We start from the raw sequence: 26,730 nt of genomic DNA on the forward strand, positions 1-26,730 counted from the left end.
TTTATATTTTAAATTATTAGTTTGGAAATTATATGTCAAAAATTTTAGCAACCCCAAAAGCAAGAGCGATGGCTAAGCAAGCAAATATCGATCTTGCTGATCTTAAAATTGAAGGACGAAAAATTGAGTCATCCGATGTTGAGAAATATCTAAATTCTCTAAAATCTTCGCCCGCTCCTGCAGTCGAAGCTCCAAAAGTTGAGGTTCCTACTCCAAAAACCCAACCAGCCTCAACAACCATAGTAAGTCCAACATCAAAACTAGATGGAAGACGTGAAAAAATTGCACCAATCCGTAAAGCGATTGCAAGAGCAATGACAAATTCATGAAATTCTGTGGCTTACGTTAATTTAGTAAATCAAATTGACGTAACAGATCTTTGAAAACTTCGTAAATCTGTTTTAGAATCAGTGCAAAAAACAACTGGGATAAAACTAACATTTTTAGCTTTTATTGCAAAAGCAATTTTAATTGCACTTAGTGAATTCCCAATTATTGCTGCAAAATACGACGAAGCTGCAAATGAAATTGTCTATCCTGATACTATAAACCTAGGTTTGGCCGTTGATACTGAAGCTGGTCTTATGGTTCCAGTAATAAAAAATGCCCAAACTCTTTCAATCGTTGAAATTGCCAGTGAAATTGTTCGACTAGCCAAAGCAGCTCGTGAGCGTAAAATCAAACCAAGCGAAATGCAAGGTGGATCATTCACTATTACTAATTATGGATCTGTTGGTTCTCTTTATGGTGTTCCGGTAATTAATTATCCAGAATTAGCAATTGCTGGAGTTGGTGCAATTATTGATTCAGCCGAAGTTAAAGACGGACAAATTGTTGCAGCCAAAATTATGCATCTAACAGTTGCAGCCGATCACCGTTGAATTGACGGAGCAACAATTGGTCGTTTTGCCGCAAGAGTTAAAGAATTATTAGAAAAACCAGAAATTTTAGGAATTTTATAATGTATAAATTTAAATTTGCTGACATTGGTGAAGGGCTCCACGAAGGAGTTGTCGCCCAAATTTACAAAAAAGAAGGTGACCAAGTAAATGAAGGTGATTCGTTATTTTCAGTTGAAACTGACAAAATTACCGCCGACATACCTTCCCCAAAATCCGGAAAAATTGTTAAAGTTTTAATGTCTGAAGGTGATACAATTCACGTTGGCCAAGAAATTTATTATATTGATGATGGATCAGGTGATAGTGATGTTGCCGAAGTTAAAACTGAAGAGAAAAAGGAAGAAGAAGCAAGCGGAGCAAGTGTTGTTGGTGAAGTAAAAGTAAGCAATGATCTTTTAAGTTTTGATTTTGGTCCAAAAAAATCAACACCAAAACCAGCTAAAACTCCTGCCCCAAAAGCTGAAAAAGCACCTGAAAAACCTACCTCTTCTGTAAATACTGGCAAAGTTTACCAAGGTAAAATTGACCAAGAATTTGATGTAATTGTTATTGGTTCAGGCCCTGGTGGTTATCTTGCAGCTGCCGAGGCTGGTAAAAGCGGTTTATCAACTTTAATTGTTGAAAAAGAATACTGAGGTGGTGTTTGTTTAAATGTTGGTTGCATTCCAACAAAAGCAATGTTAAAAACTGCCGAAGTTCTTGATTATGTAACTCACTTTAGTGACTATGGTCTTGAAGGAAAAACTGATGTAAAAATTTCCTGAGAAAAAATGCACCAACGAAAAACTGAAGTTGTTAACAAATTAGTTGGTGGAGTTAAGGCAATTGTAAAATCAGCAAGAGCTACAAGCATTTTTGGTGAGGCCAAATTCCTTGGTGCACACGAAATTTCAGTTGAAGATAAAGTTTATCGTGGAAAACATATTATTCTTGCAACTGGATCACGTGACCGTAAATTGAATTTACCTGGTTTTGAACAAGGTTACCAATCTGGAAAAATTTTAACTTCAAAAGAAGCAATTAATCTTGAAGAAAAAGTTAGTTCAATTGTAATAATTGGTGGCGGTGTTATTGGTGTTGAATTTGCCCAAATTTTTGTCGCTGCTGGTGTTAAGGTAACAATTTTACAAAATCTTCCAAGACTTTTGGCAAATCTTGATAGCGAAATTTCACAAATTATTACAAAAAATTTAACTGACCGTGGTGTTAATGTTGTCCTAAATTCTAATATTATTAGCTATGAAAATGATAATATTATTTACGAGCTTGACGGAAAAAGACAACAAATTAGCGCTGATAAAATTTTAGTAAGCATCGGTCGTGAGCCAAATTCTGAAGGTCTTAGCGAAGTTGGAATTGAACTTGATTCTCGCAAAAGTGTTATTGTTGATGATCAATGCAGAACAAACGTAAACGGAGTTTATGCAATTGGTGATCTTACTGCAAAAGCAATGCTAGCCCATGTTGCTTACCGTCATGCCGTTGTTGCAGTAAGCACAATAACCGGAAAAGGTGAAAAATATAACGATAAAACCGTTCCAGCTTGCGTTTATACTCATCCTGAAATTGCTTCAGTTGGTCTAACTGAAGAACAAGCAAAAGAACAAGGTTATGATTTTGTTGTTGGAAAAGCTAGTTTTGCTCACATTGGTAAAGCAATTGCTGCCGGAGATGCCCACGGATTTGCTAAATTAATTGTTGATAAAAAATATGGCGAAATTCTTGGTGCTCACTTTATCGGCCCAGTAGCTACTGATATGATTTCAGAAATTGTCGTTTCAATGGACGCAGAAGTAACAATTCATGAACTTGCAGCAGCAATTCACCCACACCCTACTTATAGCGAAGTAATTTGAGAAGCGGCTCGTGCTGCACAAGCAAAACTAAAAAGATAAAATCAAAAAATTAACTAAGTCAATTGATTTTTTCAATGCATCAAAAAAAGGAAATTATTTATTTAATTTCCTTTTTTCATTTTAATACAAAAAATAACCACAGATAAATTTACTTATCAAAATTCAAATTTATCACCAGAAAAATTAGTTCCAAATCAAACCAAAAAACTAAAAAAGTAACCAAAAAAAAGACGCAAAAATTCAAAATTAGGATGTAAAAAGCAAAAAATAAGAACCTGAAGACTTAATTGACACAATTTCTCACTAGTTTTTTGATTAGGTTTTGGAATTTATACTGCCAAAGTTAGCCAAATAACCAACACAAAAGCTTTTGTTTTTAAGCATCAAAAAAAATAATCAGAAAAAAATAATTATCTGAGTTTTTTATAGTTATTTAGTGTATAATTTAAATTTTATTTTCTAGTTTGCTCCTTAACTAATTGGACCAATCTAATCGATTTTTATCAAAAAATCTGGAATAACAAAAAGAAGCGGGGTAAAATAATGAAAAAAAATATCTCAAAACCTGATTTTTCTAAAGCATTCAAAATATTTTTAAGTTTTAGCACCTTATCTTTAACAATTTCTGGAATTACTTTGATTGGTATAAAAAATCGCGATAAAACAGATCAAATTAACATACCAATTACCCACTCGGTCCAAGAAACAGAAGAGCTTTTGGATAAAATTAATTATTTATCATTAGGCGATTCGATTTCTGCTGGTTTTAACTGAGATTATTCTTTTGATGTTAGAGGTATGCTTGATGAAAATAATCAAGTAAAAGGACTTTCGTATCCTGCCTTTTTTGCTAATTTTATTCAGAAAGTTAACCCAAATGCCCTTAAATCATTCGATAATTTGGCCCTTTCTTGAACAACAATCACAGATTGACTATATTTACTTAATCCAGAAAATGAAAAATACAAAAATTCAGACAAAACACATTTTCGTTTCAATTATCATCTAGACAAAAAATTAAATTCGCCATATGGGCAGCAAATTCGTGAAGTTTTTGATGACTTTTCGGCAACAAGTTTTCCAAAACTCCACAAAAAAATTCAAGAATCAAATTTAATAACACTTTCATTAGGGGCAAATGATTTAATTGAATCTATTGATTTTCGTGTAATTGCAAAACCACTCCAAAAACTTGCTACAAAAGCTGAAGCAAGTTTTGAATTTATGCAAAATATTGAACTAACCTACCAAAAAATTTATCGAAATTTGCTAACTTTAGTTGAAAATTTGCGTAAAATTAATCCTAATGTTCGAATTGTTCTAGTCGGATATAATTCTTTGACATCCAATATTGTTAAATTTTTTGAAAAATTACTAACAAATGAAATAGGTTTACCGGAAAATTACGCTAATTTAGCAATAAAACGTTTAAATTCAACAATTAGACAAGTTGCCAGAGTTCAAAAAGTTCAGTATGTTGACTTGTATAATGAAAAAATTTGACAAGAAAATCCAAGCGAATTTGCAACAAAAGAATTGGATATTCACCCTTCAACAAAAGGTTATAAAAAAATGGCTCAAGACCTCTTGTTCAAACTTGCTTTTGATCAAGATATTCCATTTAGAAATGAAGCAGACCAAAAATTAGGTTGAGATAAAGATTATGTCGAAAAAGATTTAAATAATTACCGTCGTATTTTAAATATAGCGCCAAATTCACAAATTCTTGAGGCCTTAAGTCTTGAAGGCTCAACTGATAAGTTTATTTCTAAGACCTCTCAAATTGAAACAAGAACGACTGCAGATATTCAAAAAACTGAAAAATCACCACTTGAAAATTTTGTAAATGTGATATTAAATAATAATTTTGGTGATTTTTTAAGCCGTTTTGTCCAGTTAGGACTCCAAAATAATCCAGGCGTGCAAAAAACTTTAACTGATTTTTGAAAGGAAAACCAAAAAGCTGGCGCTTCATTTGCCCAAATTTTGCAAAAAATTTTCTCAAGTGGCTTTTTTAGTCAAATAATTGCGCGTTTTCAGACTTATGTTCAAAATATTATTAACACTCAAAACTGAGAAAAAGCAACAATTTCTGATTTAGTTAATCAAATTTTTGCCGACTTTGATGAAAAACAGATAATTGATGTTTTAAATACTGTTGTAACTTCTGAATTTGCCAGTGAAAATCCTGAAAAAACTAAAGAACTAATTTTTGCTTCTATTTTTGGTCAAAGTTTAGTTCAGGATCTTATAATTAACAATATTATCCAAGTTGATGTTGCATATAAAGATAATTTGAAGGTAGTTTTTACTTTTGATTCTATTAGAAAACTATTTACAAAAATAATTACTGATTTTCAGCTTCGCGCTGATGAATATAAAAATTCTGGCAGTTTTCAGCAAATAATCCAAACTTACCTTGAAAATCCAGAAAATGACGCTGATAATGTTAGTTTTATCCGCAATTTTATCTCAGAAACACTAAAGCATCATGACTCTGTTCAGGTTCTAGTTGGAATTATTAACGACAATTTTAACTTTAATTTGCCAAAAGATGATCAAGATTCGCTCACTGATCTTTTAGTTTCGCTCGCTGATGTTATTGTGCGAACAAATGTTTGGACCAAATTGAATGATCTTGCTGCTAAAAACTTTTTAGATGTTATTAAGCAAAGTGATTATAAAAATGTTACTGAGAACATTTCATCAATTTTTTCTGACCAAATTTATACAAATTACACAACTTTTTTTAAAGATTCCAAAAATTTAATTGATTTATTTCATGAACTTTTAAGTTTTGAATTAAGCAATAATCAAATTGAATCACTTAAAAAATTACTTAATAAATTTTACCCAATTTTAACAAAATTTGACCTAAGCAACTTTATCGATAGTTCTTCACCAAATTTTGCTAGTTTTTCCTTCCTTTTTGATTCAGCCAAAGATTTTTTAGTTTCAAATTCATTCAAACCTTTATCAGATATCGTAAATTCTGCAATTAATGATTTTTTAGTAAATAAAAGCCAATATCAGCGAATTGATGATTTAAACCGTTTTGGTTTTCAATTTTTAGCTAATAATTTACCAAAACTTGAAGAAAATATTTACGCTTTTATTGCAAAAAATGTCCAAGACGAAAAGTTCTTAACTAACCTAATTAACTTAATTAGCAATTCACTGACTGATCAAGGTCTAACACCTAAGTCAATTGAAACTTTTTCGCAAATTATTAGACTAATTTTTGAAGACTTTTATACTAAATATCAAATTTGAAAAAATGATAAAACAAGTCCGACTAACAATTTAATTTTTGATTTTGTTAAAGGCGCAATAAATACTTTCGAAGCCTTTACAAAATCAAATTTTGACGAGTATGATTTTCTCAAAAATAACCTTGAATCGGCAAGAAAAGCAAATAATGAACCACAAATTCAAGAATATTCAGCAAAAATCGCACTTTTGGACCAACAACTTTCATTTCAAAATTTTTCTAGTTATTTTTTAAACAATTTTTTTAGTCAAGAACAAATTTATTCACTTTTAAAAAGTCTTGCCGGCCTTAATTTTCAAAGCAAAATTTCCAATCAAGATTTGGTTTTATTTTTCAAAAACCTTTTTGATCAAACATTTTTACATAAGCAATTAATCGGAAAATTAGACCAAAATAGTTTTTTTAGCAATAAAACAATTCAAGAACCCCTTTTAAATATTTTATCTAACTTCTTTGAATCTTCAGAAGTTGACAAATTACTTTCAAGCCTTATTGATTATTTTTTTGACAATAAAAAGTTTGAAGAACACTCTAATTTTAATTCGTTAATTGAGAATTTTCTTAAAGAAAATGCTCAATTAATTGAAGAAGTTTTTACACTTTTTTTAGGCAACACAGCAACTTGAGAGTCAATTTCCCAATTTTTACAGGCAGTTTTGGATGCATATCAACTAAATTTATCACAAGAATCTGTTAATACAATCTTAGGACTAGTTCATGATATTTTGACAAAACTAAGGGATTCAATTCTAAGTATTCAAAGCGAAACAACAATTCAACCGCCGTTAATAATAAAATCATTAATTACCATTATTTTTGATGCAATTTCTAATAATCCAACCCCTAAAAAGTCTGTTATTGAGACTTTATTTGACAGTTTTAGCGTTGATATTGCAAATAATTACTATTCTTCTCCAGAGCCAACAAGTACCCAAGATCCAACCAAAATTACTCCAGATAAAATTTCTTCATTAATTGCTGAAGTAATAAAAACTCAGCCTATTTCAGAGCAAATTCGATCAAGTTTTTCAAGCATTCCAGATGAATATCGTGAAGATATTGTTCCAATTTTTGATTCATTTTTAAAATCTGATGGACTTAAAGATTTATTTAATTCCTATTTTAAAATAGTTGCAAAAGCAAATATTAATAAGCCATTGGATAATTTTTCATTAATTAAGTCTTTATTTGAAAGGCAACATTTTAATAAAATTATTGGTGAATTTATTGTTAAATTAGACGAAAAAAAGAATAATCTAACAACTAATTTTGCAAAACTATCACAAAAAATTTTTAATACTCAATTTGAAGAAACAGAATTTGAATCTTTTTTCAAGCTAATTAAGAAAATAATTCAAAATAATATTGAAAGTCATTACACCGATGAGCCAGAATTAATAGATATTTTTTCAGACCAAGCTCAAGCAATAAATGTGAGTCAAGATGTTGGTGATTTTCAAATTCAAGCTCAACCATTTAGCGATTCTGGTACTGAACAAGAATCGCCAAATTCATCTCCAACAGAAACACAAAATCAAATCCCAGTCAAAAAGACTGCGAATTATTCAAAACAAAATGCTTTTTTAACAAAAATTATTACTGTTTTGACTAAATTAACCAGCGGTCAGTTTTCTACTTCAAATTTGAACTCATTACTAGAAACTGAGATTGCAAATGAAGAGTTTATCGTTGAACTAATCAAGCAAATTGGAACAGTTTATAACCAAATTGATCAATCAGAAAAAGATAATATTTGAAAAATACTGACAAAAATTTTTAAATCTGATTTTTTCAAAGAAAAAATTGAACTATTAAGTGTTGGAAATATTGCTAGTTTTTCAATCTTTAGCGGCCTATCAGAACAAACCAAAGAAAAAATTGAGCCAACATTTAAAAGTTTGTTGCTAGAATTTTTACCAAATTCTGCAAATAAACTTTTTATTTTTCGAATTTTAGATCATATAAATAAAAATCAAGAATCATTTAAAGAAGTAAAAACTTTTTCAGCAATCTTAACTAATTTTTTAACTAATGATAATACTAATAAAACTACCGACCAAAGCCAGAGTTCGCAAACTCAAACTAATAACCAATTTCTGAAGGCATATTTGTGACATGTGCTTAATTTTTTAGTAAAACATGATGGATTTTTAGATATAGCCGTTGATATAATTGCCTCATATTTAAACTTAAATTTAGACAGCAGCAACCCAAATTTAACCACTAAAGTTCAAAATCCAAGAGAGATTCCTAAAACTTTCTTAAAAGAATTTATTGGTCTTGGCTTTGATAATCCATTAATTTCTGATATTTTAGATCAAATGTTAGGAGCGGTTAAAACTTTAGATTCAAGTAAAGAAGCATCTACTTTTTTCAGTGCCATTTTTAGTAAATTAGATTTTGCAAAATTAATTAATCTTGATTTAGTTGTTAAAATTGAACCAAAAATTAGTGTAGATGACTCAACAGGTCAAACTCCAAGCGATCAAAAACAACTAATTGATGAACAAAATTTATCATTAAACACACCAATTGGACAAAAAATATCAACTAAAACACTCGCTGATTTCTTTGATTTAATATTTTTAGCCTCACCAAACTGAGATAATAAAAAACAAAATGAAGCTTCGCCAATTTTAAAAGAATTAAATCATATAAAATACACCGGAATTCAATTAGAATCAATTTTTAAATCAGGTCAAAAAGACCCTCAACTTGAAGCAATTTCAAAATTATTTTATAGAATTTGGCACTCTGAGGGCACAGGTTCTAACAGAATATCAATCAGTAATTTCAAAAATTCATCAAAAGGAAGACTACTTTATAGATTGGTGTTAATTCTTCTTTTTTATACATATGAATCAAGAATTTCTAATGCTACTTATTTAATTCGAACTTGAGGGTTCTATGGAGGTGCTTTGTCTTCCTATACTGCATCTGAAATAATCCGTACTTCATTGCAAAGCGGTGAGCAATCAAATAAAAGTAAAACTACTGATAATAATTATAAAACCTTTATTAACAATGTAATTGGCGACCCTGTAAAAAGTAAAGGTTGGTTTTCAAACACCTATTATAAATCTCATGACGTAAAATTAAACGATATGCTAACAATGATTTATTACAATAAAGAAAAAAATCGTTTTTCTAGAGACACAAACCAATCTAACTTAAAAGACCAAATTTTACAACAAATCCATGATGGAACTTATCCTGTTGATTATACAAACCCTAAAAAATAATAACTAGTTGAATAAAACTTTTATTAACAAATTTTTTTCTATCAAAAAGCTTAGAAATATTTTTGTATCATCAAGTCGTTTCTACTATAATCACCATGAAAGTCTACTACTTGAATTTTTTCATCAAAATCTTGTCAAAATTAGAAGAATCCTTTCAAAATTGATTGTTTTTCCCGCTATGTTTATAATTTTCTGGAAAAAATTTATTTTGAAATCGAAAAATTCAGTAAGCAATCGGCTTGCTTTAAGGTTAGGCACAGATAAAAATCAATTAATTTAGTACATTATTTTACTTTTTAGGAAATCTTAAAAATTTCCTAAAAAGTAAAATAATTCTAGTAAACCTAAAAATTTAAGTAAAAAAGTGCCTAAATTATAGCTAAAATCACAAATATTTTAAGAATTTATGACAAAATTTTATATTAAAACTTAAGGCCAATAATAAAAGCTAATTTGCTAATAAGAAAAAATTATTTTGATATTTTAAAAAATGAATCGGTATAAAATAATAATATCGACTAAATTTATGGTATAATTTCACAAAATGAAAACCTCAAAAAATCGCTATCTTTTTGTTCTTGATCTTGATGGCACAGTGCTTTCTGATAGTGCAAATTCTGAAATTCATCCCGATACTGAATCAGAAATTAAACGCGCTGTTGAATTAGGGCATGTTGTTTGCATTCTGACAGGAAGACCCTGAAGATCAACAAAACCAATATACGAAAAATTAGGTCTAAAAACAATTGTTGCTAATTTTAACGGCGCTTATATTCATAACCCAACTGACTCTGAATTTATTCCAACAATTAATTACATAAATTTGAACGACATTTTATATATAATGGGTGACAAACGAGTAAAAGCTGAAACCTCAAATGTTGCAATTGAAGGGCCTGGATGAGCTAAAATCAAAAAACGCGATAAACAATTAGAGCAAGTTTTTGGATTTGACCATATTAAAAATCTAAAGCCTGGTCTAAATTACAATAAAATACCCTTAAAACCGACTTGTTTAATTCTTGATACAAAACCAACTACAAACATAAACGATTTTAAATCATATTTAGAGCGACGCTATGGTGATCTAGGCGAATTTTCGGCTTGATCAAAAGGAGAAAATCACACATACGTTTTTGATATGACAGCAATTGGGGTTAATAAATCTAAAGCAGTTTCAATGCTTTCGCGCTATTATAAAATTGACTTAGAAAATATAATTTCAATTGGTGATAGTTACAATGATATTGGTATGTTTGAAATTGCAACAATTTCTGTTGCAATGGCAAATTCGCCTCAGCAAGTAAAAAGGAATGCAACCGTTATTCTTAAAAAAACAAATAAAGAAGGTGGCGTTGGCGATTATATTCGCCGTTTTTTAAAAAATCCTACAAAAGAAATTGAAAAATCAAAAAAACGTAAAGAAACGCGTTCATCAGTTACATTTGAAGCAACCGAGTATTAAAAAATGAAATTAGAAAAAATTGCAATTTATGGCGGTTCATTTAATCCCGTTCATAAAGCTCATATACAAATTGCAAAAAAAGCAATCGATTTTTTAAATTTAGATATGCTTTTTTTTGTCCCAAATTACATAAATCCGTTAAAAAATACTAAAGAAAACAACATTGATCCGTCATTTCGTTTTGAAATGCTAAAATTAGTGCAAATTGAAAAAACACAAGTTTGTGATTATGAAATTAAAGCCAAAAAAATTAGCTATACAATTGAAACAGTAAATTATTTTAGACAAAAATATCCTGATGCAAAACTTTTTTTAATAATAGGTTCTGATAATCTTGCCAGTTTTAAAAAGTGGAAAAATTACAAGGAAATTCTTCAAAAAGTCCAACTTGTTGTTTTTAATCGTAAAAATTATCCTGATTTAGGAAATATTAAACGTTATAATGCCTTAATTTTGCCAACCCAGCTGCCCAATTTTAGCTCGTCACAAATAAGAAGTGGAAACTTTTTTGGCCTTGATCCAAAAGTAAATGCTTTTATTGGCGCTAATTTTTTATATGCTAATTCAATTCTTAAAGCTTTTCTTGGTAATTCAGACCGATTTATCCATTCAAAAAATACTGCCGAACTTTCAAACGAGTATGCTAAAATTTACGGTTTGGATTCAAAACAAGCTTATTATGCTGGCTTATTTCATGATTTAACCAAAAAATGAACCAGACAAGAACATATTGATTTTCTTAAATCCCAAAAAATTGATGCCAGCGATCTTCAAGACTACGAACTTCACCAACTTACAGCTTCAATTTGACTAAAAAATGTTTATTTATTACCTTTTGAGCAAATAATCCGTGCTATTTCTTGTCATACAACCCTTTGTTTTGAAATGTCATTATTTGACAAGGCAATTTATGTCGCCGATAAATTAGCTCGTGGGCGTCGATTTTCAGGTATTCAAAAATTACGCGCCTTGGCAAAACAAGATTTAAATAAAGTCTTTAGCCAACTTGTAAGAATGTCCAAAATTAAGCATGAAAATATGATAAACTCAAGCAATCAAATGAAACTATATGAAAAACATCAAAATTAAAACCGCTATTTTTTATGCTGATAAGCAAGAACAAGTAAATTTAGAGTTACTTGGTGCAAAATTTATAGAAAATGTTAGTGTTTTAGACCTAAATTTTCCAGTTTATGAATATAAAAATATTTATTTTTTTTATATTCATTCACAAATTGGCTTAATTAATTCGGCAATTTTTGCCCAAACAGTTGCAGTAAAATTTTTAATTACTAATATAATAAATTATGGCGCTTGTGGTGGAAGTTCATCAATTGATTTTTCAAAAATGAAAAATCAATTGATATTTCCCAAACGTTTTTATCTACTTGATGCAAAAACACCTTGATATCAGCCAGGTCAACTACCATTTGAACCTAAATTTTACGAGAATAATTTAATAGCTGATCAAAATTTTAATTTAGGTTCATCAAATAGTTTTATTTTTGAAGAAAATCAAGTAAAAGATTTTCAATTTGTTGATTTTTTTGATATGGAAGCATTTTCTTTTGCTCAAATAAGCGCCAAAAATAAGTTGAATTTTTATTGCATTAAATATCTGAGCGATAAAATTGGCCAAAATCTTGATATTTCCCAAGTTAATTTGAACATAAAACAAGGCGCTCAAAATGCCGCTAGATATGCCTTAGCTCTTCTTGAGAAAATATAAAAAATATTTGTTCACTATTATAAATTTGTAAAAACAGTTTGAAAATTAAATTATTAGTTTTCAAACTGTTTTTATTTTAAAGTGTGGTTTAAAAACTGACAATTATTCAGTTTTTTACGCAAACTTTTTTAAAAAAGTTAGTAAAAATTGCTAAAAATTTTTCAAGCAAATCGTAAATAAAAAATTTATTATCTGAATTTTTTATACTAATTTATGTTATAATAAAAATATAAAATAAGGTTTATCATATTTAGTTGATAAAGTCGGAGAATTAGGACATAATAAAAATTTATAGTTAAAATTTGAAGAACAATATCAGTCTAAAATATCATATGGAGATTAAATAGAAAAACTCTCTTTAATAAGTAAAACAAAATATTATTTAGTGATTAGACCTCATATTGCAAAATAAGGAGGAAATTATTGAAAAACATCAATTTAAATTTTGGTTCCTTAGCATCTTCAAACTTGAGTTAATAAGATATTCACAGAAGAATCGGGAATATACCGAATCCTAGTAAAGAAATATAAGTATTTGCTTTTTGAAATTGGTAGATGATAATTTGGCGGTTTTATATGTTTTTAAACAAAAATAAATTATTTTTTACAGCAGCTATGCTAGCAACTCCTTGGTTACTTCCTATAATTATTCTTGCAGTTCAAAATTTTTCTTTTGGACATAAAGCAAATTTTTCTAGTCAACATCCACAAAAACCTATTATTTGAGTCGATGATAGTGATGATCTAATTAAATCAAATATTTTTTCATATAATCATTTACTAAATATTGACAGCAAAAAAGCACCTTGAATTCAAAACTCTAAATGAAAAATGACTTTTCTACAAAATCCTGAAGAAATTCAAGAAATAGTAAAAAAATATTTATATTTTCAAGAACAAAATTTTGTCAATAATTGAAATGATAAAACAACTAAAAATTTAGCAACTTTTTTTTGGTAATCAATATAATAATAAAAAGAATGAATTTAGTTTTAAAGAATTAAAATTAGGAGAGTTTTCTGATAGATTTGACAATTTATTTTCTAATAATTTTTTAATCATTGAAAATTTTGACGATTATTTGGATTTTTTTAAAGAATTTGAAGACAAGCAAGAATTTGAAAGAAAGAATTTAAATAAAGATTTCTTTGATAATAACCTATTTCTAGTTTATGTAAAAGACGAGTCAAATGTTGTTCCTATTTTTAACAAAACAAGCCTAGAAACCAATTTATCACCAATAGATCTAATTACCTATAAAAATCAGAATTTAATTATTTCAATTGATCAAAAATTTTCAAATTATTTAAAAGAAAATTCTTCTTCTACTAGTAGAACACGCGAAAGGTTCCAAATTTTCTATAAATCAATTCCTAAAAATTCTTATAATAAATCATATCCGCTATCCTCAATAAAAATTACCGATATAGAAGATTTAGTTTTGTATAATTCACTAGACAAAACATCAGCAGAGTTTAGTAATTTTTTGGATTTTATTAATAAAAAAAACACAATTTTGTCAAGAAAAAACTTGAAAAAGAATAGATTTTATGCATCACAAATTGATAAAAACATATCTAATTTAAGTGAAAATAAAATATTTTCAAAGTTTAGCGAAGTAAAAGACTTGATAAATAACAAAAATTTATTGAAAAATGAGCACTGAAAAAGCGAATTTCACCTATCAAATTTATTTATACCCATAAAAACACAGGACAAAACACATAAATTTAATAGCTTCATCTTGCAAAAACAACAATTAAAAGAGATTTTCCAAGATGAAATTATTTATTGAGAATTTGATAAAAATTCCAAAAAAGTTTTAATTTATACTTTAAATTACAAAGACATTTTCCATCAAGTTGCAAAACAACCTGAAAACCTTAATTTTGATAACTTGTTACAATTTGAAAAAATTGATATTGGTGATATTGATGTTCAAGAAATTGAAATAAAAAAATTAAATTCCATCGAAGATTTCAATAATTTATACAATAAAACAGTGGTGTAAGTATGAAACAAAAGGTAAAGCAAATTTTTTATAGTTCTTTGTTATTAGCAAACTTTGTAGCCGCTGGGGTTGTTTCTACAATTTTGATCATTAATTATATAAGTCCTAAAAAATCAGAAACACTTAGTTTTCAGGATGTGTCTGATGCTGAAAATAAATTTTTTACTAGTAACACTAAGTCTGTGGGTTTTTCTAATCCGGCAGACAATCATTGATTTACTTCGCAATTTTGATCAGATTTGCTTCAAAAAAATCCACAAAGAGCTAACCAATTACGGCAAAAATATCCATCTTTTGAAAATAACTTGTTCAAAAACTCCGATAAGAATTCGCCCCTTATTAAATTAAGTAGCTTTTTTCGCTCTGAATTTAAGAAAAATAATGACACATTAGAATTTGACCAAATAACTGATCAAGGTGTATGAAAAGATAAAAAAATTATTAATAATTTTGTAATTTTAAAAAACTATAATGACTTTTTCTCATTTTTTTCAAAGATAAAAAACGATAATTTTTACAAAAGAGTACTACAAACACCTGATTTTTTTGAAAAAAAGTCAATTATTGCTTATGTTCGACCGATCTGAAATTATCAAGATTTAGCCTTTACATCAAAAGCTAAAAAACCATTTTTCAATCCAAATCATACTTTTTTTGATCCAAATAATCCCGATAATGTTGGGATTATGTCATTTGACTCAAAATTGGAAAAATTTTTTACTACCGGTCTTAAATATAACGAAATTATTGATCCTTTAATAGTTAATAATCCGGTTGTTTCGATTATTGTTTCAGATTTTTATACTAAAAAATTTAATATTTATTACAAAATTATAGACAAATCTATTGAAAATAGTTTTAGTCCTAAATTTGATATTCATATTAGCAAAATCGAAGATCTTGTTCTTTATAATAATATTGTTCGTGATAATGATTCTTCAAAATTCAAAGAATTTCTTTTAAAAAAACAGGAAATTTTAGATAAAAATAACCTAAAAAGCACAAGATTATATGCAAGAACAAATAAAAATCAACTAGAAGACCTAAAATTTTTTTCAACCTTAGAAGAAACAAAAAACCTAATTGTATCAATGAAAGATTCAATAAATTCAGAATGAGGTGGTGCATTTGTTCCTTCAAAACTTTTTATTCCAACAGAAGATAATTCCGAAGTTTTTAATAAATTTATTTTAAAAAAACAAGATGCAAAAAAAATTTTTGATGACGAAATTTTGTATTGAAAAGTTGATGAACAAGCTAAAAAAATAAAAATTTACACGTTTAATTATAAGGATTTATTCCCTAATTTTGCAATAGAGCCTCAAAATTTTAAAATTGAAAATTTAGAAAAACTTGAAAAAATTGATATCGGAAATACAACAATAACACAAATTGAATTTTCTAAAATTAAAACACTAGATCAATTCAATAATTTATATAATCAAATAATAACTAAGAAATAATATTAAAACCTTAACTAGTAGAAAAAATTCAAACAACTATTTTCTATTTATGATTTTGATTTTTGTTAATTTTTTCTAACATTTTATTTTGAAAAATCTGAAAAGATAATTGATCTCAAATAAAAATCTGGACTTTTATTTGCCAAGCAATAGTTGCATTTTCAAAATTTTGACCTTCTGAGTTTACCAGTTGATGGTAAAAATTCACTTTTTAGTGAATAAAAATATGCAAAAACACCGGTAAATCGGTGTTTTTTAACCGCAAACCTTAATTTTTATTATTTTAGAATTAACCTTTTGCAAAAAAAAAAAAAAAAATGCTTGGCCCAAGAAAAAATTATGTTATAATAAGTATCACTAAGAATAAGTTAATAAATTTTGATATTGAATTAAGGGGGAATTAGTTATGTTTTTTGCACAATAAACTCAGATAATGCCATTTTTCCATTATGGCTTTAAATTTAATGGAATGCCTTAAATTTAACCGTTTAGAAATCTATAAATTTAAGGCTTTTAATTATGGCTCTTTCAAAACTTCATATATTTTTTTAGGCTCAATGTAAGTAAAAACGAGTTTTATATTTGCATTGAGTTTAAATAGTAGTTGTTTTTTTATGATTTTTGTTAGTGTTTAGAACTAAAAAAGTAGTTTAAAAATTCCATAATTTTGCTTTTTAAGTTAAAATTTTAGCTTTTTTAGTTTGATTAATAAGCAGATTTTTCTTTCATGAGTGTTAGATTTAAAATTCGGCGTTTTTGCCTTGATAGTTATTTTCCCTGAGTTTTTAGGCATTTTTTTAGATCTTATAAAATTAAATGTTTATAGTTTTTATAAAATCCTGAATAATAAGGCTAATTTTTACTATTTAATAAAAGTAAAAATAAAAAAAATTCCAAACAATAAATGTTTGGAATTGTTGTTTAAAATTGTACTTTTTTACAAAAAGCCGTCTAAAAATGCTTGCTGGAAAAAATAGATAATTGCTCAAAAAGTTAAAGCAGTAAAACCCAAACCAACAATAACTGATACCCAAATAAATGATGATTGTAATTTAAGTCCGATTTTTTCTTTATTTTTTTTAAAAAAACTTGTCAATTTAGTCATATTTTATCCTTTTACCGTTGATCCTTGGCGTGAGACTGCGTTCATTATTCGTTTACGAAAGACAAAATAAGCAATGAACATTGGTAAAATTGTTAAAATCGCACCGGCCATTCTGATGTTTTTAAAATAGCCTCCGGGAATTTGGGCTGTTTCATCAGCAACCCCAACTTTTTGTAATAATCAAGTATTTAAAGTTGTTAAATCAGCCGAATTAGACTGTAATATTAAAAGTGGTCAAAGGGTTGAATTTCAAGCTGAAAAAGCAGTTAAAATTCCTACAGTTCAAATTGTTGGAGATATCATTGGTGTTGCAACGCGGAAGAAATATCTAATACCAGAACAACCATCAACCATTGAGGCTTCTTTAATTCGATCAGGAATTTCCTCAAAAGCATTTCGAAACATAAATCCGGAAAAAACTGAGGCAACAAATGGACTTGTTAGGGCAAAAATTGACTGAAAACCGTCATTTCAACCAAGCATTACCATAATTCGGTATTGTCCAATCAAAAGCGCAGTTTCGGGAAGAACTAAAATTGAAAGGAAAACAACTCAAGAAGCTTGTTTAAATTTTCACTTTCTTAGTGAAAAAGCATAGCCAAAAGTCATTGAGAAAAAAACTTTTGCAACCACAGAAATTAAAGTAACTAAAACCGTGATTCCTAAAGCGGCAAAATAACCAGACTGGGCAGCTTTGACAAAATTATCCCAAGCAAAATGATTAGGTCAATAAACCGGAATACGCGTGTCAAGAATTTGCTCTTCAGGTGAAAGTGAATAAACTAACATAAAATAAAAAGGAAAAACTATTAAAATTCCAAAAAAGAAAAGCACGATGAACTTGAGCAAAAAGCTTGAAATTGCACTTGTAATATTTCTGTTGCGAACTTGAGAATTAATTGACTCAGTTACTCTAGCGGTTTTTTTATCGCTAATATATTTTAGAATTTTTAATTTTATAATGAACATTTTTCTCCGTAATTTTGTCAGCTACTAAAAATATTGTGCTTAAAAACTTTTTGACAACAACTGAAAGGGCAATTCCAAAAACAAAAAGATAAATAGTCAGTGCACCTGCTTGGGCAAAGTTAGGTGTTCCGCGCACATTTTTGTAAATATATATCAATAAAGTTGCGCCCCCGTTACTAATTGCTTCAGTTTCGTTTGCAAAAATACCGATTGGAAAAACTTTAATTCCGCCGATAATTCCGATTGTAATTAAAAAGTTAATCGTTCTTGAAACTGAAGGTAAAGTAATTTTGAAAAATTGACGAACCGGACTAGCTCCATCAATTGCCGCTGCTTTATAAAGTGTCGGATTAACTGAAAGCATTGCGGTTGTTAAAATTAAAACTTCAAAAGCAAGACTTCTTCAAACTCCAGACATTAAAACAACTAAAAGTGCATTAAAAGATGAGGGATTTCCGGAATTTAGTCATCTTGTTGAAATACCAAAAAGACGGTTAATAAAACCAGTTTCACTATCAAAAATATAGGCAAAAGCAACTGAAACGGCAATACCTGAGGTTACATAAGGTAAAAAAAAGACAGTCTGTCAAAATCCACGGGCATATTTTCGATGTAGCGAGGCAATTGTCGAGGCAATAATTAAACTAATTATTAAGCCAAGTGGTAGCGCTGCTATTGAATAAATGACAGAATTTCGAATTGCAATATGAAAATTAGTATCAAGGGTAATTAAATCAACAAAATTATCAAAACCAAGTCGAGTATTACCGGCAATATTAGGATTAATTTCGATACTTAAAGACTTAGAAATTGAGTATAAAAATGGTAAAAAAGTAAAAATAAAAATAACTAAAATTGAAGGCAAAAGTATTAAAAAAGGCTTTCAAAAAGGTTGTTTTTGGTCCAAAATTCCTAGTTCAAGATTAGTTTTTTTAATTCGCTGTTTTAGGAAATATCTATTAATTAAATTCATTGGATTCGCTCCCTTGTTTGATAATCAAATAGATGTAATTTTCCTGATTTAATATTAAATTTGACAATTTCATCGATTTCATAGGTCGGTTTTTTACGCAAGATTATTGAAATTTGACCGATATTTTCAACATCAATTTTGGCAAGAATATCTTTTCCCAAATATTCAATCACGCTAATTTTGCCTTGAAAATTACCAGCTTCATTTTCAACTAAATCTTCAGCTCTAATTCCGACTCTTATTTTTTCATGATCATAATCTTTTAATAATTCAAAAATTATTTGATTATCAACAATGACACTTTTAGTTTCTTTGTCATAAAAAGCATCAAAAATATTCATCTCTGGAACACCTAAAAATGAGGCAACAAATTCATTTTTAGGGTTATGATACAACTCAGTTGGAGTTCCAATTTGCTGAACATATCCAGTTGACATACAAATAATTCGATCCGAAATTGACATTGCCTCTTCTTGGTCGTGAGTAACAAAAACAGTTGTTATTCCGATTTCAGTTTGAATTTTTCGAATTCACTGACGAGTTTGGACTCTTAGTTTGGCATCTAAATTTGAAAGCGGCTCGTCCATTAGTAAAATATCAGGATGTCGAACAATTCCACGGGCAATTGCAACTCTTTGTTGTTGCCCACCAGAAAGTTTTGTTGGTTTTTTAGCTAAATTTTTAGTTATTTCAACTTTTTCAGCTGTTCGTAAAACAGCACGATTTATTGCTTCTTTTATTGAAATATTATCATTTTGATACTCTTGATATTGCTTTAATTCTTGCTCGTTTAGTTTTGAAGTATTAAGCGAAAACTTATTAATCAAGTTTCTTTCATATTCTAAAAACAGTTTTAAAGTTTCCTTTTTGTAAGTTTTTGATTTAGTTTTAAGCGATTTTAAAAGCAACAAATTCGGTGAATGACGAGTATTTGTTTCAAGAAATTTCTTTTTTGTCTCAAGGTAAGTCTGCTCAAGATTTGCAAGTTTTCCTGAATTTTTAATTTGATTTTTTTCGTTTTCAATTTCAGTTTTAAATCAAAGCTCTTTTTCTTTTTTCTTTTGATTGAAAGCTTCAATTTGTTCTTGATAATCTAATTTGAGTGATTCAGCATCTTTTAGACTTGTTTTATTGCTAAAATTTTTATAACCTTGTTGAATTTTAGCAAATTCTATTTTTGAATTAGTAAGAAATTGTGCTTGCAATTTCTCAAGTTTTTCTAATTTTTCATATAAAAGTGCTTTTTGTTCTAAAAAGTTTTGTCTGGCGCGAACTAGTTCAGGAGCATTTTTTATTGCGTATTTTTCTTCCTGAATTTTGTTTTTATGAGCTTTTTTGTCAATTTTGGCTTGTTTTTTAATTTTTTCAACTTTTAATTTATAAGCTTTTCGAAAGGTAATTGCTTGTTGGATTGGGCAAATTTCCCCTTCTTTTTTACCAAAAATTTTTTTCCAAAAAGCTCAAAAAATTGACGCAGACTTGCCTAATTTTAAGAAATCAATAGTTAAATTTTTTATTTCAGCTTGCTTGTGTGCCTCAATTAAGAAATAATCGGTCTGAAGTTGATTTAAATTATGATAAATTTGTGTTTTAAGTTCGTTATAATCATGTTCTAATTGACGGTAAATATCAAAATAATCAAATAGTTTATTTTTGTAAATTTCCAAATCTTCAAGTGAAGCGCCATTTTTAGCCAAAACAATTGAATTAGCATTTACGCGCGCAAGCATCGATTTTTCAATTGCTTTTTGCTTTCATCTTGGGTCATTATGTAAAGCAAAAGCAATGTTCCCAAAAACATTTAAATGCGGATATAGGGCATAATTTTGAAAAACAAGACCAATTTTACGTTGCTGAGGTGACTTTCGAGTTACATCATCGCCATTGAAAATAATTTGACCTGAAGTTGGATTCAAAAGACCAGCAATTGCATTTAAAATTGTAGTTTTTCCCGAACCTGAAGGTCCTAAAAGTGTAACAAGTTCACCTTTGTAAATTTTAATATTTGCACTGTCAACAGCAAGTGTTTCACCAAAGTCAATTGTTAGGTCCTTAATTTCAATTGCAGGTATTGAAAATTTCGACTTATAACGACTATTTGAAGCCTGCCGAATTTTTTTAATCTCGGCTTCAAAATTATTTTTTTCGATTTTTTTATTATCATCTGTTTTTTTCATGTTAGTTATTATTTCCACTTTTTGTATCTTTTGAACTTTCTAACCTAAATTTATACCAGTCAACAACATTTCTATCTTTATTTCCTTCACCCAGAACTAAAAAATCAGAAATTTTTGCAAGACCTCGTGTTTTATAGATAGATTCAAGATTTTCATTAAGCGAAGATATATTTGAATCTTTTATTTTTTCGTAAATTCCGAACTTTTTATTAATGGAATTCTCAACTGCTGCTGCTTGTTTGATTGAATTATAATAATAAATTGTAGTCTGGTTAGTTATTCCCGAAAATCCTGATTGCAAAGTTGGAACCGCAAGTCCTGCTTTTGTTATTTCAACTCCATAAGATTTATGAAATCCATTATGACCAAAAAATAAACTTCCAACATAACGATTAAAAGAGCGCGCTGGACCTGTTTTTGGATAAACAAAATAAACTTCAGTGCCTACGGGCAACATTTTTTCGGCAAACTGAGTTGCTCGTGCGGCATATTCGGCCTCAAGTCCTTCGGTTTTTTTATAAGTTCCAGATATGGACGTACCTACCTCTGGAGTGTCAATACCTTCAATTCTGACATTAAAAACAGGTTCAATTAGGACTTCGCCAACAGATTTTAAGGTTGCAGTATCGCCATCAGTCCATTTTTGAATTTGAACTTTTTGGAGGTTAAAAAATTTTGAATCAGGCAAAATATCATCTTTAAATTTGAGTTTATCTTCTTCAGTTCAAGAATAATTTGGATTAAGAAATTTTGCAATGTCTTTGGCATATTGACTATCTTGGTTTTGCAAATCAAGCTCAGGATTTTGCGAAAAATCCTCTATTTTATAGTATTTTTGGGCCTGAAAGTAACCTTGGGGGCCTTGATTTGTTGTACAAGAAGCAATAAAAAAAGGGATAAAAGTAAAATTTATACTAGCAAAAAACAGCTTTAAAAAGTTTCTTTTCATAAGACAAATTTATCAGTTTATTTTTTTTCTCTAGCAAATTCAGGTCCTAAATTTTGACTCAAAGTATTTAAAAAACTGTTAAAATCAGGAACAGTGCCATTGGCTGCCTTAAGTGATTGCATTTGTGCAACGGTTGAGTCTAAATTTGAACGAAATACAGAGGATCTAGCATCAGCATTATCATAAACAAGTGAATATTTAGCTTTAGCTTGTTCATTATTAAAGCGACTAAATTGTTCAAGTGCTAACTTTTGACCTTTGTTTTCTGGCTTAGAAACATCGGTACTTAGTGTTGATTTTAGTGGTAATAAATATGAAGTTGCTTTTGAAAAATACTCAACAGGAGTTATTTTTCCGTATTGTCCGCCAAAGTCAACTTTTTCAGTTAGGATTCAATTTACAAAAGCCTTAACAGCACGGTCTTCTTTTTCATTTGCGTGAATAAAAATCAAATCAGGACCTTGGGCAGTAACAGCAGTAATTTTTGAATTATTGTCAAATTTGTGTGGTGCTGCTAAAATATCCATTTCCTCTTCGTTAAGTGAGCTAGAAGCCGATGTCTCTTCAATTCCATTATATCCGGTAATTACAATTGGCTTAAATTTTTCTGTTGCATCAAGAACTTTGTATGATCCTTCGATGATTCCAGAAGGAGTTTCATCTCGTGAAGTAAAATAAAACAACTCTTTTTGAGGGTTTTGTTCTAAAAGACTTTTAATTTCAGCTAAAATTGGTTGCTTAATTTTAACGTTGCTTTTTTTATCAATTGCTTTAACTGTAATTTCTTTTGAGATGTCTGCTAAATCTGATGCTTTAATTACTGCAGCAAATCTTGGTGAAGTTGGGGAGTAAATATGTCCAGCATCTTTGAAAGTAAAACTTACTTTGTAATTTTTAGAGTTTGCTCTTATATAATTGTGGTGAAATCCAGCTGTTGATCCAATTGAAAAAAGTTGTTGATGATTACGGAAATAAGTTGAATTATATTCACCAGGAGCTGTAAAATAAATTGACTTATCAGCCATTCCTTTGGAAAGTAGATCATAAATTTGCTTTAAATTTTTGTATCTGTCTGTCTCAGGTTTGTTGAAAAATGATGTATAACTAATAAGATTTTCTTTTCGATTTAAAACGGTAACTTCTTTAGATTTATCATTTTCTGACAAAGAACGTGAAAGCCCATAAATTAAAGTAGCTGCATTGTCAATCCCTAAAACTGATTTTGCCGCAGTTAGACTTGAACCTTCAAGTGCTTTTGGAAATGCTTTAACAATTCTTGAAGATAATTTCTGCAAATCACTAAAGTTTTCAATATCAGATTTTTTAAATTCATAACCAGAAAGACCATCTGTGCTTGGCACGTATTCTTTTCAAAGTTTTTTAATTTCGCTAACATCGTCAGTCTTTTGACCCGCTAATTTGGTAAATTCTTCAAAAAAAGCTTTGTCTTCAGCTTTAATTTTTGCTGGATTTTGGTCTTTCATTGCCTGCTGAATAATTCAGCCAAATAAAACTTTATTTACATATAAACCTTCAGAGGATTTTCCAAATGGAAGAGTATAGACTCCTTTTTCATCAAGAAACGGAATTTCTGAGTTAATTTGTAAAAAGTCTTCAATTCCTTGCTCTTTTAGGAAATTTTTGGTATTTTTTTCACTTTCATCAGTTGGATCTTGATCTGATTTTAAATCAGAAACAATCGGAATTGCCATTCTATATTTATTTACAATTGCTAATAAAGATGAATAATTTGTAACAATATTAGGTAATTTAAGCCGATCTTTTGTTTCTAAAAAAGTGTTAATTGAATTAGATGCTCCTGAATATCCCCCTTGAAAGGATTGTTCTTTCATTTTTATAAAATCAGACTTATCTTTTGCAGTTGTATTTCAAAGTTCGATAATTTTATTTAATGCTTTAATTTCATTTCCACTTGAAGAAAAATTGTGACCAAAAACTAACTCACCATCATCTTCAGTGTCAAATCTAGCTCCATCTGAACCGGAAAAAACACCACAAGAAGCAATAAGTCCAACTGGTGCTAAAACTGATAAAGAAGATAAGAAAATTCGACTAATTTTCTTTGCTATGTTATTTTTATGCCTTAATTTTGTACCTTTTTTAGTATGTGTGTTCATTTTTTTCTCCTTAGAATTTTATTTTTGTGTATTTTTTTCTGTTTTTTCTTTGTTTAACTTAACTGATGCGCCGATATTCTGCTTTAAAATTTTAAGAAAAGTATCAAACTCAAGATTTAAATTCGGGTTGGCTAAAAACTGATTGTAAAGTTGAGAAATACTTCCTAAAGTTGCTTTTCGGAAAACATTTGAGTCAATTCCTGCAGGTTCGGTAAAAACTCGATATTTTTCAGGGTTTTTTAACTGATTTTGGAATTGTTCATAAGCAACTTTGAAAGCATTATTCGCTGCAAACGCTGGATTTTCATCAAAATTTGATTCCAAATTTGCCTTAGTTGGATTTATGTTTGAAGCTGAAAATGCTAAAAAATCGCTCGGAGTTACAACCATTTTTTTGTTATTTGCTCCGTTAAATTCAATTTTTTCCGAAATAAATCATTTAACAAAGTTAAGTGTGGCTTCATTTTCGGTTGGATTATTGTAAAATCCAATCAAAGATGGTCCTTGGGATGTAACGATATTAAATTTATTTGATTCTTGTGTTTTTGAAGGTTCGTTGAGAAACTCTAACTCGTCTTCATTAAGTTTTTTAGGTGAACCTGAAAAAATAAAAGCATTTTCAGGTTGGTTAATGAGTTTAACTTTGTTTTTTTCTGATTCAACATAAAGTGAAGAGGTATTTGATTCCTCTTTGAGTCTATCATTAATTCACTTGTCAAAATCAGAATCAATTGCTAAAAAATTAAAACGGTTTAAATTAGGCTTTGATTTTATAGCTTCTTTTATTTTCTGAATTAAATCTGCATCATCAGTTTTGCTTAAAAAAATCTCATTCCCTGTTACAGAAAATGAATTTCCTTCATAAACATAACCGGTTGAATTATCTAAAATTTGGTGAACTTTTGCAATTGCATTTGCAGGCATATTTTCTTCACTTACTATTTTTCAAATTTTAGATTTTGAGCCAACCGGGTAGTCAAAAGTTTTTGTATTAACTTTTAGACGTAAAAAATTTTGTCCTTGTTTTTCAAAGTTACGTGAATAATCACTTGTTGAAGTAATTGCAAAAACTAATTGGTGATTTTTTAAAAATTCACTAGCCTTAGTTGTGCCGCTTGTTGGACCAAGTAATTTATTTTTTACTAAATCTACTAATATTTCATAGGCTTTTTTTGCATTTTGGTGATTTGTGCTTGTCTCATCAAAAAGATTTGTGTAGTTTAGTGAGCTACCATCAAGATTTTTAAAATAACTTGAATTTTCATATTCACCATCTGCTTGGGCAAATGCTACAAAAAAGAACAATGCGGCTGTGTCATTTAGTCCGAGTAAAAAGTTAACTTTTTCGGTTTGACTGCCTTTTTCGGCATCTGGGAATGATTTTCTAACTCGACTTAAAAAATCAATAAGGTCTTTATAATTATTGAATTTTTCAAAACTAAAAGTATAACCGTCAAAACCGCCTTGATCTGAAGGAAAACTTTTGTATTGACCTCAGACTTTTTTGATGTATTCAAGATCAGTTTTTTTTGGATCTAAATTTTCAACTCGTGTTTTATCAGATTCGCTAATTTTAAAATTAGTACTTGTTTTTGCTGATTCTAGTATGTATGATAAAACCGGTTTGTCAAGCAAAAGTGCCTTTGAAGTTTTTAGTATTGGTAAAAAAGGTAGTGTATTTTGGTCAATTTCCGGTAAATTTTTTGTTTCAGCCAGAAATCTTTCATCATAACTATTTTTAATTGTTTGGGCTAAATCACTTTGGGAATTTAGATCCAAAATCATACCGTGTTTATTCAAATTAGCCGCCAGAGCTGGGTAATTTAGTGTTAAATTTGGTAGTTTTTTTGTATCTTTAACTTCTAAGAGTGTTATTAAATTAGTTTGATCATTGATGTAATTTGCCGCGATATTTTCTAATTTTACCGGTAAAAATCCTGCCTGTTTGTCTTTAACTTCGGATTTTTCATTTCATTTTTCAAAAATTGCTTTTAGAGCTTTAGTTCGATTATCTGTAGGCCCAAAAATTACGCGAAAATCGATTGTATTATCATTTTCGGTTTCAAAATGAAGTGGATTGTCTTTTTGTGATTTTAATTCAGTGTGATTTGAATTTGAAAAACAGGACGTTAAAATAGCCAAAGAAGAAACCGGTCCTAAGCTAATTGCTGTTTTTAAAAATATTGACTTAAATTTGTTAATTTTTTTCATTGTTAAATTTCTTTTTTAATAAGAAGATTTGCAGTATCTGTAATTTATGTGCTTATGTGTTTTTTAAAAGTGACTTGAATTTTCTAATTTTGTTTTTCCAAATAGCTCTCCTGTTAGTTTTTAAAATAAAAAAGCACAACGATAAATTATCTTAATTTACTTAGTCAAAAATTTAACAATTTAGACCAACTAACAATAAATAATTTCCAGTTGTGCTTAACATTTACGATTATTATATAACTTTTTAATAAAAAATTAACAAAAATTAC

16 protein-coding genes are annotated in these 26,730 nt (G+C 28.8%); 9 read left to right on the forward strand and 7 right to left on the reverse strand.

What is annotated here, in order from left to right:
• Window positions 1-32 precede the first annotated feature (32 nt).
• The 9 genes from U3G01_RS01660 (at window position 33) to U3G01_RS01700 (ending at window position 15,939) form a co-directional block, all read left to right on the forward strand.
• Entirely contained in the window at window positions 33-962 is a 930-nt protein-coding gene (locus tag U3G01_RS01660; protein ID WP_255030984.1) for a 2-oxo acid dehydrogenase subunit E2, read from the forward strand.
• The gene (gene lpdA / locus U3G01_RS01665) at window positions 962-2,797 is read left to right on the forward strand and encodes a dihydrolipoyl dehydrogenase (RefSeq protein WP_255030985.1); all 1,836 of its coding nucleotides are present in this window, start codon (window positions 962-964) and stop codon (window positions 2,795-2,797) included. Before U3G01_RS01660 ends, lpdA begins: the two co-directional genes overlap by 1 nt.
• Window positions 2,798-3,301: 504 nt before the next feature.
• A complete protein-coding gene (locus tag U3G01_RS01670; RefSeq protein ID WP_255030987.1) occupies window positions 3,302-9,271 on the forward strand; it encodes an SGNH/GDSL hydrolase family protein in 5,970 nt (1,989 codons plus the stop codon).
• Between the two features lie 544 nt (window positions 9,272-9,815).
• On the forward strand, window positions 9,816-10,736 hold the full coding sequence (locus U3G01_RS01675; protein ID WP_255030988.1) for a Cof-type HAD-IIB family hydrolase: 921 nt from the start codon (window positions 9,816-9,818) through the stop codon (window positions 10,734-10,736).
• Between the two features lie 3 nt (window positions 10,737-10,739).
• On the forward strand, window positions 10,740-11,825 hold the full coding sequence (locus U3G01_RS01680) for a nicotinate-nucleotide adenylyltransferase (protein WP_255030989.1): 1,086 nt from the start codon (window positions 10,740-10,742) through the stop codon (window positions 11,823-11,825).
• Entirely contained in the window at window positions 11,806-12,465 is a 660-nt protein-coding gene (locus U3G01_RS01685) for a 5'-methylthioadenosine nucleosidase (RefSeq protein ID WP_255030990.1), read from the forward strand. The genes U3G01_RS01680 and U3G01_RS01685 overlap by 20 nt, the downstream gene beginning before the upstream one ends.
• Window positions 12,466-13,041: 576 nt before the next feature.
• Complete coding sequence (locus tag U3G01_RS01690; protein ID WP_255030991.1) at window positions 13,042-13,425, forward strand: hypothetical protein; 384 nt, start codon at window positions 13,042-13,044, stop codon at window positions 13,423-13,425.
• Between the two features lie 121 nt (window positions 13,426-13,546).
• Window positions 13,547-14,476: a hypothetical protein gene (locus tag U3G01_RS01695; protein ID WP_255030992.1), complete on the forward strand. Its 930-nt coding sequence runs from the start codon at window positions 13,547-13,549 to the stop codon at window positions 14,474-14,476.
• 2 nt (window positions 14,477-14,478) lie between these two features.
• Window positions 14,479-15,939, forward strand: coding sequence for a hypothetical protein (locus tag U3G01_RS01700; protein ID WP_255030993.1), 1,461 nt, complete (start codon window positions 14,479-14,481; stop codon window positions 15,937-15,939).
• A gap of 937 nt (window positions 15,940-16,876) precedes the next feature.
• On the opposite strand, the gene U3G01_RS01705 is transcribed toward U3G01_RS01700, so the two are convergent.
• From U3G01_RS01705 to U3G01_RS01735, 7 genes are read right to left on the reverse strand one after another with little or no spacing between them, the layout of a single operon-like run.
• A complete protein-coding gene (locus U3G01_RS01705; RefSeq protein WP_010321151.1) occupies window positions 16,877-17,044 on the reverse strand; it encodes a hypothetical protein in 168 nt (55 codons plus the stop codon).
• A 3-nt stretch (window positions 17,045-17,047) separates the two neighbouring features.
• Window positions 17,048-18,013 carry a carbohydrate ABC transporter permease gene (locus U3G01_RS01710; RefSeq protein WP_069096659.1) on the reverse strand — a complete coding sequence of 322 codons (966 nt, stop codon included), beginning with the start codon at window positions 18,011-18,013 and terminating at the stop codon, window positions 17,048-17,050.
• Window positions 17,976-18,986: a carbohydrate ABC transporter permease gene (locus U3G01_RS01715; RefSeq protein ID WP_010321149.1), complete on the reverse strand. Its 1,011-nt coding sequence runs from the start codon at window positions 18,984-18,986 to the stop codon at window positions 17,976-17,978. The genes U3G01_RS01710 and U3G01_RS01715 overlap by 38 nt, the downstream gene beginning before the upstream one ends.
• The gene (locus U3G01_RS01720; protein ID WP_255030994.1) at window positions 18,977-21,163 is read right to left on the reverse strand and encodes an ATP-binding cassette domain-containing protein; all 2,187 of its coding nucleotides are present in this window, start codon (window positions 21,161-21,163) and stop codon (window positions 18,977-18,979) included. Before U3G01_RS01720 ends, U3G01_RS01715 begins: the two co-directional genes overlap by 10 nt.
• Window position 21,164: 1 nt before the next feature.
• Entirely contained in the window at window positions 21,165-22,112 is a 948-nt protein-coding gene (locus tag U3G01_RS01725) for a thermonuclease family protein (RefSeq protein ID WP_255030995.1), read from the reverse strand.
• A 17-nt stretch (window positions 22,113-22,129) separates the two neighbouring features.
• On the reverse strand, window positions 22,130-24,250 hold the full coding sequence (locus U3G01_RS01730; RefSeq protein WP_255030996.1) for a P68 family surface lipoprotein: 2,121 nt from the start codon (window positions 24,248-24,250) through the stop codon (window positions 22,130-22,132).
• Between the two features lie 18 nt (window positions 24,251-24,268).
• The gene (locus tag U3G01_RS01735; RefSeq protein WP_255030998.1) at window positions 24,269-26,461 is read right to left on the reverse strand and encodes a P68 family surface lipoprotein; all 2,193 of its coding nucleotides are present in this window, start codon (window positions 26,459-26,461) and stop codon (window positions 24,269-24,271) included.
• Window positions 26,462-26,730 lie beyond the last annotated feature (269 nt).

The sequence above is a fragment of the Mesomycoplasma ovipneumoniae genome (genome assembly GCF_035918255.1).
GTDB lineage: Bacteria > Bacillota_I > Bacilli_A > Mycoplasmatales > Metamycoplasmataceae > Mesomycoplasma > Mesomycoplasma ovipneumoniae_A.